Consider the following 12,426-nt stretch of genomic DNA (forward strand, 5'->3'; position numbering starts at 1 on the left):
TGGCAAAAATAAGACCAATCAGCAACTAAAGCCACTGGGATAAGGAGGCCAATACCTTGAGTTATCAACATTGAATATGTCTACCATCCTGCTAAACTTAAGCACTCAATCAATATAGGGAGTTTCCAAATGGCTTTTACCTTACCACAATTACCTTATGCAATGAATGCACTAGAACCTCATATTTCGCAGGAAACCTTGGAATACCACTACGGTAAACATCATAATGCCTATGTTACTAATCTCAATAAACTTATTCCTGGTACCGAGTACGAAAACTTAAGCCTGGAAGAGATTATCAAAAAATCCTCTGGCGGCATATTTAATAATGCGGCTCAAGTTTGGAACCATACTTTCTACTGGCATTGTTTAAGTCCTAATGGTGGGGGTGAACCAACTGGAAAACTGGCTGATGCAATCAAAAAGGATTTTGGCTCATTCGCAGCCTTCCAAGAACAATTTACCCAAACTGCGGCAACAACTTTCGGTTCTGGCTGGGCTTGGTTAGTACAAGAAAAAGATGGTAGCTTAAAAATTACCAGCACGAGTAATGCCGGTACTCCAATGACTGCAGGACAGCAGGCCTTGTTAACCTGTGATGTATGGGAGCACGCTTATTACATTGATTACCGCAATGTACGCCCAGATTATATCAAGGCATTTTGGTCCCTGGTAAATTGGGAGTTTGTTGAGAGTAACATGCGTTAAGTAACACCATAGGATTGCTCGATCAGTTTTTTGGAGGATTGGGCATCCCATGTTAATACATGGGTTTTGAGCACCGTATCGACGACGTAATACGCCAATGCCGTAGCGTTTCGAAAGAAGTCTAATAAAGGAGTTTTTGATGGCATTAATTACCAGTTACAACCCGTTGCCGGTCACCTTTACTCATGGTGAGGGTGTATGGTTGTATGACGACGCAGGCAAAGCCTATTTAGATGGATTAAGCGGTATCGCCGTTTGCGGGTTGGGGCATGCTCACCCAGATGTAACCCGGACCATCCAACAGCAAGCAGCAAAATTACTGCATACCTCGAATACCTTTCATATTAAAGAACAAGAATTACTCGCTGAAAAATTAGTTGCCCTATCTGCAATGGAGCAAATCTTTATTGCCAATTCGGGGGCAGAAGCCAATGAAGCAGCCATCAAACTTTCTCGCCTGTATGGCCACAAAAAAGGGATTGAAACACCCTCCATTATTGTTATGGAGCGCGCTTTTCACGGGCGTACCATGGCGACGCTAACCGCCTCAGGGAGCCGTAAAGTACAGGCTGGCTTTGAACCACTAGTCCCCGGGTTTATCCGCGCCCCCTTTAATGATATTGATGCTATACGCACCATTGCAGCAAACCGTGATGATGTAGTCGCAGTCATGCTTGAGCCCATCCAAGGGGAAGGCGGGATTTATGCAGCAGATGATTCTTATTTACGCGCGGTATCGCAACTCTGCAAGGAACATGACTGGCTTCTTATCGTTGATGAAATCCAAACCGGTAATGCCCGTACAGGTAAATTTTTTGCTTACATGCACGCCAATATTCAACCGGATATAATTACTACTGCCAAAGGGTTAGGCAATGGAATCCCTATTAGTGCCTGCCTGATGAGTAAAAAAGCCAGCGACCTGTTTAAACCAGGTAATCATGGCTCAACTTTTGGCGGCAATCCTCTTGCTTGCGCTACAGCATTGACTGTTTTAAATGTTATCGAACGTGACCAACTCTGCGATTTAGTGACTCGTCACGCTGCCCTGCTTAAAGAGAAATTAATGCTAGAGCTAGGCGAGCATCCCAGTGTGCGTGGAATCCGTGGCAAAGGATACATGTTAGGAATCGAACTTGATAGGCCCGCTACTGATGCACGAACTATTGGTCTTGCGAATGGGGTACTTTTCAATGTCACTGCTGATACAGTTATCCGGCTATTACCTCCTCTTATCATTAACGAAAAAGAAATTGATGAACTTGTCCTTCGATTAACAAGGACCATCAGGCAATTTGTCGGACAGTAAGCTTATCACCGCCATTCATATTTGCACCGGGCAGGTCATGGATATTGAAAGGCGGTCACTTTCTATGAAAGGCTATGAATTAATATCAGAAAAGAAAAGGATAATAATACTGATTCTGATATTAATTAGGTTTTTTAAAAGAAAGTATTTTATAACTTAATAAATGCGTCCACGATAAAAATCGCATACCCAACGTAAAACTACCTACCAAGCTTTTATAAGGCTCTTCCAAATGGACAGATTTAGTCAGGTAACGCAAATACTGGTAGGTTGGTGATATGTTTTTTGTTATATCACAAACCTCCATCTTAAGACCATGCGCGGATGCCAAGCGTCTATATCTATTAAGGGTATAGTTAAGATTGCACGATCCAAAAAAATTAAATTTTCTAACGAAAGGTAAATTCATTGCCCAGCAGTTAGGAAGGAACAATAGATGCGGTATGAAATCTGATAAAGTGATGCTACCCCCTGGTTTCAGTACGCGGTTAGCCTCTTGAAAGAACGTTTTTCTACAGGGGAAATGAAAAATACATTCAATAGCCAGTATATTATCAAACTCATTGTCTTTAAAAGGAAGGGCACAAGCATTTCCCTCTATAAAGTTAACTGTATTATTACCAGATGCCTTTACCAGTTTTTTAGCACGGGCAAGTTGCCGATTATCGATATTTAATCCCGTTAATACCATACCCGAATGATCACTATTCAACTCGGAAATGGTTCCGCCAAACCCACAACCTACATCCAGGATGGCTTGATCATTTTTTATATCAGCAATCGCACAGATTTTCTTTGTTAAATTTTGAGCTGCCAAATAATAATCATCATGATTACACTGAGCTTGCGAGGGATCAGGCCAATATCCCCAATGCACATGCTTGCCAAAACTCTTTTCAATTGACGATTCTCTTTGCGCCAATTCCGAAATAAGAAAATCAAAATAGGGCAGCGATCCTTTAGACATTATCCTTATTTCCTTCTTTTTTTAGACTTAACTCTTTAGTGTCACATGGATTAAATCTTGGATTAAAGAAGGCTAAATAAGTTTTTAGTCTTCCCCATAGCGCACCTTTACGTCCATACATAAACCTGTAAGCCATATTAAAATTTTTAAACTTCACTTTACGCTTTTGAGCCAGATCAGCAAAGAAAAATAGCGGCAAAAAAAAGTGGGTTGTAAACGAGGCATAAAAAGTGAAAAAAAGCAGGATGGTTACACGTCGAATATAACCGCCACCGAAATATTTATATACTCTGAAGCAAACACTGGAATGAGTCATTTCCTCTAATGCATGCCATCTTAAAAAATCATAGATTGCCAGTTCATCGACTGGAAAAAGATTGTTTTCCAGAGCAGACGTAGCTAATTCATGCGCATAAAACTCCATAGCTAAAACAAAAGCCAATTTACTTTTAATACTTAGCCTGGATATTAACCAAAATAATCCTTTTGAGTATTTCATCATAAATTTAATAGGGTATTTATGACGCTTTAGATCGTTAGTAACACAGGTATGCTGATAGGCATGAGCAATCTCTTCATCAATAAGTTGGGCCCATTCCAACTTGAGCTGTTCATCCTTAATTTTATCTTTAAGTGACAGCCCAGCCTTGATCGTGAAACGCTCAACGTCGGCAGTCACTATAATGTAGGTATTACCCAAATAGGTTAAAAACGGCTCACCCCTTAGCCAATGCGCAGGGGTATTTTCAGCTGCCCAGTTAATTTTTTTTAATTTTCCAGCATTAGTAAAATTTTCCGCTGAGCGCATAGTCAACCTCAATTTTTACATAACCTTATTATAGAATGCTGATTTATATTAGACCAACTACCCTCAGGACGGCACACCATGCAAATTTCTAATGTTTCACCCTAAACTGAAGACAGGCGAGGATTGTTTCAATCTATTATCACTGTTTGCGTTGGCGCACTACTTCATACAAGCAAACACCTGTCGCGACTGATACATTTAGACTACTTACAGCCCCTAGCATTGGTAAAGAAAATAAACCATCACAGTGTTCGCGAGTTAAACGGCGCATGCCGGTACCTTCCGCGCCCATTACTATTGCCATCGATGCTTTACAATCTGTTGTATAAAGGCTCTCACTTGCTTCACCAGCTGCACCATAGATCCAGACACCTGCCTGTTTAATCGTTTCCATAGCACGAACAAGATTGGTGACACGTACTACTGGAACAGACTCCGCAGCACCACAGGCAACCTTGCTGACAACAGGAGTAATCGTTGCACTCTTATCCTTTGGAATAATCACAAAATCCACTCCAGTAGCATCTGCTGTTCTCAAACAGGCACCCAAGTTATGTGGATCAGTCACCCCATCCAAAATTAATAAAAGGCAAGGCTGTTTACTTGCTGCAAGTAAGGCAGGTAAATCGCTCTCGCCATAATCAGGTAAATTTGCTGCAATAGCTACCACCCCCTGATGAACAAACTCAGTAAAACGTTGGTTCATTTTTTGGATTGATAATTTTTCTACCGGAATTTGATATTTGACTGCTGAATCAAGTATTTCTTGTAGACGTTTATCAATACGTTCCTGATTAATAATTAATTTTTTAGTTGCTTCCGGGCGATTGCCAAGGAGTGCCGTGACCGCATGTACACCATAAATATAATGCTCAGTCATCTACAGCCCCTGTTTCTGCAGGTTCAAAATCGATTTTACGTTCGTCTAAATCAACTCGTGCCACTAAAACAGTCATTTTGTCACCTAAACGATACACCTGCCCACTGCGCTCTCCAATTAAACGATGCTTCACTGCATCAAACGCATAATAGTCATTTCGTAACGACGTCACATGAACCAAACCTTCCACGTAGATCTCATCTAACTCAACAAAAATACCAAATCCTGTCACAGCCGAAATGGTACCTTGAAAAATTTGTCCCAACTTATCTTGCATATACTCGCATTTAAGCCAGGAAACGACTTCTCTTGTTGCCTCATCAGCACGTCGCTCAGTAGAAGAACAATGCTTACCCAAACGACTCATGTCTTCGCCGCTATAAGTAAATTCTTCCACACTATTATTATCAATCAGATGCGTAATAGCACGATGAATTAATAAATCCGGATAACGCCGAATAGGTGAAGTAAAATGCGTGTATGCTGGGTAAGCCAGACCGAAATGGCCATCATTTTCTTCAACATATTGTGCTTGTTTCAATGAGCGCAACATGACCGTTTCAATAATGTGTTTCTCTGGCCTGTTCTGTATGGCAGCCATTGTTTTTTGAAAATCCTTAGGATGAGGTTTTTTACCACCACCAAGCTGTAAACCAAGCTCACCAAGAAATAATCTCAGCGCAGCAATCTTATCTTCATCTGGCAATGAATGAACACGATAGAGTGTAGGGATTTCTGCTTTTTCCAAAAAACGCGCGGTAGCCACGTTAGCCGCCAACATACACTCTTCAATCAGACGATGTGCATCATTGCGAATGACTGGCACAATCCGTTGTATTTTCCTATTTTCATCAAATTCAATACGTGTTTCCGTCGTCTCAAAATCGATTGCCCCTCGGCTTTTACGTGCCTGTAATAAAACACTATAAAGGTTGTTTAATGCTTGTAATGCCGGCCATAGGCCCTGATGTTGTTCATCCGCCTGTCCTTCTTTTAACCATTGCGCTACCTGGGTGTAAGTAAGACGAGCCTTTGAATGAAAAACAGCACGATAAAATTGCGAACGGGTTATTTTCCCATCTGCGGAAATGGCCATTTCCGCAACTACGCAGAGTCTATCTACTTTGGGGTTAAGGGAACAAATACCATTGGATAACGCTTCTGGCAGCATTGGAACGACCTGGCCAGGAAAATAGACTGAATTACCACGCCTTGCCGCTTCCTTATCCAAAGCAGATCCTGCCTCTACGTAATGACTCACATCAGCAATTGCCACATAAAGCTGATAACCACCTTTGGGTTTGGCATAGCAATAGACTGCATCATCAAAATCTTTGGCATCTTCACCATCAATCGTAACAAAAGATAACTCCCTTAAATCAGCACGTCCCTTTAATTGCTCTTCACTTACCCTCTGTGGAATTTTAGAGACTTCTGCAATCACGTCATCAGGCCATTCAGCAGGAATACCATGCGCATGAATCGCAACTTCAATTTCCATACCTGGTGCCATATGATCACCAAGGATATGGATCACTTTACCAATCGCTTGATTACGCTTACTTGGAAAAGCAATCACTTCTGATAATACCATTTGTCCATTTTTAGCATTCGCAGCAAATTCAATTGGAATGGAAATATCTTGCGTCAAACGCTTATTATCAGGAATAACAAAGCCCACGCCATGTTCGGTAAAATACCGCCCTACAACAGTTGTATTTGCGTGCTGGATAACCTCGTGAATTTTACCTTCCGGACGTCCGCGTCGATCGACACCGGTTTGATACGCGAGAACCAAATCACCATGCATCACTGTTTGCATCTCTTTTGCAGACAAGACCATATCCTGGCCCTCATCGTCAGGGATGAAAAAGCCAAAACCGTCTGGATGACCTTGTACGGTACCACGTTGCAAATTGATACGACGCAAAAGACAAAAACGACCTCGGCGATCCTGCATAATTTGACCATCGCGTAACATGGCCTTTAAGCGGAACCCCAGGGCCTCCTGTTCACTTGCCTCGTCTACCTCAAGTTTAGAGATTAATTGATTACGCGACATTGGACGGCCAAATTCTTCCAGTACCTGCATAATCAATTCACGACTAGGTATGGGTATAGCGTATTTTTCTTTTTCCCTTTTATAGAAAGGATCCTTCGATTTTTTACTCACATTCACCACTTTTTTATAGAAATTAATTTGAGTCTACCACTTATTGTGGCGAAGGAGGTAATTCAAAACCACGACTACCTAAATGAGCAGTTAAAGCAGATAAGCTCATATCTTCACCAGCCCAAAAAGTACCCGTTGTCTGTGCCGGCATCGTCATTGAGGACCATCGACAGGCTGAAATAACCCCGGCACAGGGAACTTGCTGCTCATGGCCTGGCTTCGATTCAATGCAAGTCAATTCAAATGACTCTTTATCGAGAGCGAGGGCCGACCAATTACCAGACTGTAAACGACTGCTCCATCCTGCACTAGCGCTGGGATCGGAAACAGGATGAGTGATCCATAAATCCGTTTTAGATTGATTATGAATCATCACTAAAACAGGTTTTTCCGCAGAAAGCATCACTGACTCACCGTCTACCGTTATAGGTTTACAAGATAGGGGCATATTTTCATCAGCATTTGCTGTATTCATTAATAAAACAAGTACCAGAGAAAAGACAAATCTCATATTACCTCCCAATATACCGATTTTTACAAAAGCTACCTTGGCAATCATACCTAAGTAAAGTAATCTTTTCTAAAAATTAAAGGATTTCAATGTGAGAAAAATTATTTTATTCCTCACCGTTCTTCTATTATCCCCTCTACACGCTCAAACAATTAATATTGGCATCTTACCCTATAACCCTCCTTTTGAAATGGAGGCCGATCAGAAAAATCATTTCTTTGGTTTTGAAATTGATATCATGATGGAACTTTGTAAGCGTATGCAGACTGATTGTCATTATATACCCTTAACATTCGCCGAGATATTCACGAAACTTCTAACCAATGAAATAGATTTGGGTCTTGGTTCCATTAGTATCACAGAACAAAGGCGTATTAATTACTTGTTCTCTTTACCCTATATGAAAAGTACAGGGCAATTTATTACCAATATTGACTCTCAAATTCACGGAATTGATGATATTCGCAATAAACGAGTAGGTTCTGTAGAGGGTAGCCTATTTAAAGCGCTAGTCCTGGAAAAATTTAATGATGAAGTTGTCATTATCGAATATCCAACACTTTCTGAAGTGTTTCAAGCTCTGGCAGATGGCAAGATAGATATTGTGATCACAGATGGAGGGGCGGCGAAATATTGGGTTGTAAGCAATAGTCACTTGTTTAAGTTAGTAGGAAATGAGATACCTATTGGTATAGGATATGGCATAATGGCTAATAAAAAGCATAAAGAGCTCATTGAAACAATTAATAAATTACTTTTGGATATTGAAGCAGACGGTTCTTATCTAAAAATCTATAAACGCTATTTTGGTTAAATATTGTTGATGAAAATATGGGTTGATGCCGACGCGTGCCCCAACGCTGTTAAAGACATTCTTTTTCGAGCAGCAGAAAGAACAAAAACTCATTTAGTTTTAGTGGCTAACGCGTTTTTAATAATTCCACGCTCACACTTTATTACTACTGTTCGTGTTGAAAAAGGCTTTGATGCTGCTGACAATTATATTGTGCAACAAGTCGTAGCAAATGACCTGGTCATCACTGCTGATATCCCTCTGGCTGCCGCCATTATTGCTAAAAAGGGACTTGCGCTCAATCCGCGCGGAGAATTATATACTGCTAATGATATCAAACAGCGCCTGGGCATACGGGACATGATGGAGCAACTGCGCTCAGGCGGCGTTAACATTGGAGGGCCAGCAACCTATAGTGCCAAGGAGAAAGCTTCTTTTGCCAATGCACTAGACCGAATTCTAGCCCAAAAAAAATAGTCTAATCCTTCCTTTTTCTAACTTAAAGATAATCAGAAAAGTCAACAGACAAGCACTCCTTTTAAATGCATGTTAATATACCCTCTTTTTGAATTACCTCTGGCGGAGTGTGTCATGAGCAATTTAATCCAGGTCACTGAAATTGCCACCCTACAGCAAGATAGCATTGTACGTTGGAAAGCAAGTGGTGTTGTCTTGAATCAACAAGGTTTTTTACGTCTGGTCGAAGAAAATCACGCCTTCAATTATCAGTTGTGGCTGGCAGAAGATAAAGCCAGGCGCGATGATGCAGGCTTTGAATTTGTTTATCGTGCCAAACGGGAAATTGATCATTTTAATCAACAACGCAATAATCGTATGGAAGCGATGGATGAATGGTTATTTACTGCCTTACAACCCGCCAGCCCCTCGGAGTGTCCTGTGCATTCTGAAACACCAGGAATGATGATAGACCGATTATCTATTCTCGCACTTAAAGCTTACCACATGGCTTTACAAAGCAAACGCATGGATGTTGATGATGCTCATCGTCAAAATTGCCAGCGCAAATGGGAAATCATTCTTGAACAGCAAAAACAACTGATTACCTGTTTACAGCAGCTGCTAGAAGAAATAAACAGCAAGCTACGCACATTTAGAGTATACCATCAATTTAAAATGTATAACGACCCTGCATTAAATCCTGAGCTTTACATAGTACGGTAAGGTGACGGCAGGATTAAATCATCAGAAGCGCGAAGAGTCACAGTGTCGTTAACCGGTTGCTCTCCGAAGAAGAAACTTGAAAAACTTTTTGTGCGTCTAAGACGGGGAATCTGGGTAGTAGTACGAGAAGGCACCTCAGGAGCCACAACCTTATCTGAGGATAAATCAGTATTGGGACCAGTCGTTGTTAGATCGGGAACCAGCAGGTCAGGGGCGGAAGCAGAGAAGAAACTCCTTCTTACAGTTGCATAATGATGACCAAATATTGACGTCCTACGACGATCCCCGCCACTAGTAGCAGGCAACCCTGATTTTACATCAGACGCATCGGTTTTAATTTTATCAAGATGCTCACTACCAACATCCAGTTTCTGTTTATCAGTCACAGCGGAATCGTTTGGCGTTGCTTGCTCCTCGGGATAAGCATCGACCGGCGGACGGCCTAAGCCGCGCGCAAAAGCTCGAAGAGCAAGTATTAGGGCATGGGCAACAGCACTAACCATCATCAAGCCCATCATGATTGGCGTATCATGATAACGGCCATGCTCATCTACTTCTTGTAACGCATAGAGAGTAAACCCTATTGCCTTAGTCCCTTTACCTATACCAGAAAAAAAGGAGCGTCCCACCTCAGACCATGGCATAATCTCAGACTGAGGCAGACCTTCCACCTTCTGTCCATCCGCAACAACTTGCTGAACCTTGTCTAAATTTCCTACGTCACAAAGACGGTGGTTTTCCTCTTTGAATTGACTCAATATTTTCGATACATGGAGAAACTTGTCGTCAAAAAGCTTTTCTTCTTGCTTTATAGCATAATGGTTATGGGCAACATCTACCGACTGTACTACAAAACCTGCAAGACAAATCATGCCCAATAAGATGCAAGTAACCAGTAAATTTGGCGGAAAAGCCGTTGAGGATAAAACAAGCAACGTTGATACAGCAAACATGGCGCTGGCAAGCGCACCATAAGCTGCCAGACCATTTCTTAATCCGGCTAAAACGGCAGTGGGATAGGATAAAGAAGATAAAGAACGAAGTTCCTCACGCTGATTTCTAAACTTTTCCACCGCTGCAGCAATACTCTCAACAAGTTTCTTTCGTCGCAAGACAAGATCTGCAACTTCTTCCTCTTCCTTTGCTTTGGAGATGTCTGTGTTTAAAGACGCAAGCTGGCTCAGTAACGATTCTATCCCTTTACCCTGTATGGCCAACTCAACCCTTAGCTCGGATATAGAGAGTAACTGTTGAAAATAATATTCTTCATAAATACGTGTTGCTACACAAGCTAGAAAATAGATCGCACAAAATACGCTCATCGCTTCCAGCACAGCAGGCGCCAAGCTACAAATACCCAAAACACCAACATAGAGATAAAGGCCGTCAACAATGCCGCCATAACCAGCTGAGAGTAAAGCCATTGTCCGCACCCGCTCAGAGTGCTTGTTTATTTTCTTGCGTTCGGCAGCCATCCCCTCTTCAGATAATCCGGGACCTTTCTGGATCGCCGAAGCTAATGTGGTATTCGCTTTCGTCATGTCTTTACGGTCTTGACCGACCAGCATGCGGAACCATAAACGGTTCAGTACTGACAAACCGCCTAATAACAGGCCGACAGGAACGATAAGATGGCTCAAATCCTGGGTTAAATTTAATAGCTCAAAGACCATAAGAGTGCTACGCACCCCTTTGTAAGCATTTTTTAGCCCTTTCATGGCATCACGGCCATAAGGCCACACTACCGCTATATAGCGCTTAAATAAATTGGCATCGTTATCGCTGAAATGATTAGCCAGCATGGAAAACACAACCAGACTTACTGAGGTTGCCGCAACTGCCTCCATCCCTTCTTGCGACATCATCCAGTCACGCATCGCGTCTGCAGAGGAAATTTCACCGGTAGTGAAAAGAAGATCAAAAAGGTATTTGATCATGCTGTAGGAGAGGCTCAAGCCATCTATCGCCCCGTAAAACACGTAGACAGCGCCTGCGTTGTGCAGTCGAGCTGCTAACTCTACTGGGCGTTTATTACTCATGGGCAAAGATCTATAAAAAATGGAACTTGTTTGCTGAACAACCGAAAATAGCCATGGCGCGTCATGATTAACCATGGATAACGGCTAAGATGACAGAATTGTACGTAATTAAGCGCTAAATAACAACTTAAATTTTCATTTTTGCTTGAAATTAAGACACAGAGAATCAGTCAACCCTGGCAACCAAAAAATAGAACCGCCCCAAGCTCCAAAGAGCCGGCCAGTTGGCGAAGCAGATACTTGTATATCAATCGTTTTTTCCATTACAGTTAGGCAATTTTTTTCCGATCCAACTAAAAGTTAATATGATTCTAACCAGAGAAATTACCTACCAAGATCACGAAACCATTTGTCGTGGTTTCATCGCCTATGATAATAACCCTGCAAATCCAAAACCGTGTGTGATGGTTGCCCATGATTGGGGGGGACGTAATGAAGATGCCTGTAATAAAGCCCAAAAATTAGCCACAATGGGTTTTATTGGCTTTGCTATCGATATGTATGGCCAGGCACAATTGGGGCAGGACAAGATAGAAAAAAGAGCATTAATGACACCACTTGTACAAAATCGCAAAAAATTAGCTGCCCGTATCCTTGCGGCTTTCAATACAGCGACCCAATTACCCCAGGTGGATAAGACAAAAATCGCAGTAATCGGCTATTGTTTTGGTGGTTTATGCGCATTAGATCTGGCTCGTACCGGCGCTGATGTAAAAGGAGTCGTCAGCTTTCATGGGATACTCACCGCACCAGAAGAAGAGGAGCCGACCAAACTTAAAGCCAAAATTCTGGTTTTACATGGCTATGACGACCCCCTGGTTTTACCTGAACAAGTCAATCAATTTGCTCAGGAAATGACAACAAGAAAAGCCGATTGGCAAATCCATATGTATGGCCTTACTGCCCATTCCTTCACTAATCCAGAAGCGAACGACGATGAGATGGGTCTCCATTATAATGAAACCGCCGATCGCCGTTCCTGGATCAGTATGGAGTTATTTTTAAACGAACTATTTGCGAATTAATGTGCATTCGATATAAAAAATAGATCCTGCT

12 protein-coding genes are annotated in these 12,426 nt (G+C 41.9%); 6 read left to right on the plus strand and 6 right to left on the minus strand.

Going from position 1 to position 12,426, the window contains the following annotated elements; all coding sequences use genetic code 11:
* Positions 1–129 precede the first annotated feature (129 nt).
* Together Lfee_RS08750 and Lfee_RS08755 are read left to right on the plus strand one after the other, a co-directional pair.
* Complete coding sequence (locus Lfee_RS08750; protein ID WP_058445883.1) at positions 130–708, plus strand: superoxide dismutase; 579 nt, start codon at positions 130–132, stop codon at positions 706–708.
* A gap of 139 nt (positions 709–847) precedes the next feature.
* Entirely contained in the window at positions 848–2,017 is a 1,170-nt protein-coding gene (locus Lfee_RS08755; protein WP_058445891.1) for an aspartate aminotransferase family protein, read from the plus strand.
* Positions 2,018–2,138: 121 nt separating this feature from the next.
* Here the strand turns inward: Lfee_RS08755 and Lfee_RS08760 are convergent, their stop codons facing one another.
* The 5 genes from Lfee_RS08760 to Lfee_RS08780 form a co-directional block, all read right to left on the minus strand.
* On the minus strand, positions 2,139–2,984 hold the full coding sequence (locus Lfee_RS08760) for a class I SAM-dependent methyltransferase (protein ID WP_058445893.1): 846 nt from the start codon (positions 2,982–2,984) through the stop codon (positions 2,139–2,141).
* Complete coding sequence (locus Lfee_RS08765; RefSeq protein WP_058445895.1) at positions 2,977–3,792, minus strand: metal-dependent hydrolase; 816 nt, start codon at positions 3,790–3,792, stop codon at positions 2,977–2,979. The genes Lfee_RS08760 and Lfee_RS08765 overlap by 8 nt, the downstream gene beginning before the upstream one ends.
* A gap of 139 nt (positions 3,793–3,931) precedes the next feature.
* Positions 3,932–4,672 carry a 23S rRNA (guanosine(2251)-2'-O)-methyltransferase RlmB gene (gene rlmB, locus Lfee_RS08770; RefSeq protein ID WP_058445897.1) on the minus strand — a complete coding sequence of 247 codons (741 nt, stop codon included), beginning with the start codon at positions 4,670–4,672 and terminating at the stop codon, positions 3,932–3,934.
* Positions 4,665–6,845 carry a ribonuclease R gene (gene rnr / locus Lfee_RS08775; RefSeq protein WP_058445899.1) on the minus strand — a complete coding sequence of 727 codons (2,181 nt, stop codon included), beginning with the start codon at positions 6,843–6,845 and terminating at the stop codon, positions 4,665–4,667. Before rnr ends, rlmB begins: the two co-directional genes overlap by 8 nt.
* Before the next feature lie 40 nt (positions 6,846–6,885).
* Positions 6,886–7,356 carry a hypothetical protein gene (locus Lfee_RS08780; RefSeq protein WP_058446289.1) on the minus strand — a complete coding sequence of 157 codons (471 nt, stop codon included), beginning with the start codon at positions 7,354–7,356 and terminating at the stop codon, positions 6,886–6,888.
* Between the two features lie 91 nt (positions 7,357–7,447).
* Here Lfee_RS08780 and Lfee_RS08785 point away from each other — a divergent pair, with 91 nt between their 5' ends.
* The 3 genes from Lfee_RS08785 to Lfee_RS08795 all read left to right on the plus strand — a co-directional run bounded on the left by Lfee_RS08785 (position 7,448) and on the right by Lfee_RS08795 (position 9,331).
* Positions 7,448–8,170, plus strand: a complete 723-nt coding sequence (locus Lfee_RS08785; protein ID WP_058445900.1) for a transporter substrate-binding domain-containing protein — start codon at positions 7,448–7,450, stop codon at positions 8,168–8,170.
* A 9-nt stretch (positions 8,171–8,179) separates the two neighbouring features.
* Positions 8,180–8,626: a YaiI/YqxD family protein gene (locus Lfee_RS08790; RefSeq protein WP_058445902.1), complete on the plus strand. Its 447-nt coding sequence runs from the start codon at positions 8,180–8,182 to the stop codon at positions 8,624–8,626.
* 114 nt (positions 8,627–8,740) lie between these two features.
* Positions 8,741–9,331 carry a DUF4254 domain-containing protein gene (locus Lfee_RS08795; protein ID WP_058445904.1) on the plus strand — a complete coding sequence of 197 codons (591 nt, stop codon included), beginning with the start codon at positions 8,741–8,743 and terminating at the stop codon, positions 9,329–9,331.
* On the opposite strand, the gene Lfee_RS08800 is transcribed toward Lfee_RS08795, so the two are convergent.
* The gene (locus Lfee_RS08800) at positions 9,316–11,370 is read right to left on the minus strand and encodes a hypothetical protein (protein WP_058445906.1); all 2,055 of its coding nucleotides are present in this window, start codon (positions 11,368–11,370) and stop codon (positions 9,316–9,318) included. The genes Lfee_RS08795 and Lfee_RS08800 overlap by 16 nt on opposite strands.
* A gap of 305 nt (positions 11,371–11,675) precedes the next feature.
* Between Lfee_RS08800 and Lfee_RS08805 the strand changes: the two genes are divergently transcribed.
* Positions 11,676–12,395, plus strand: a complete 720-nt coding sequence (locus Lfee_RS08805; RefSeq protein WP_058446296.1) for a dienelactone hydrolase family protein — start codon at positions 11,676–11,678, stop codon at positions 12,393–12,395.
* The last annotated feature ends 31 nt before the right edge of the window (positions 12,396–12,426 follow it).

It is taken from the genome of Legionella feeleii (genome assembly GCF_001467625.1).
Taxonomy (GTDB): Bacteria; Pseudomonadota; Gammaproteobacteria; order Legionellales; family Legionellaceae; genus Tatlockia; species Tatlockia feeleii.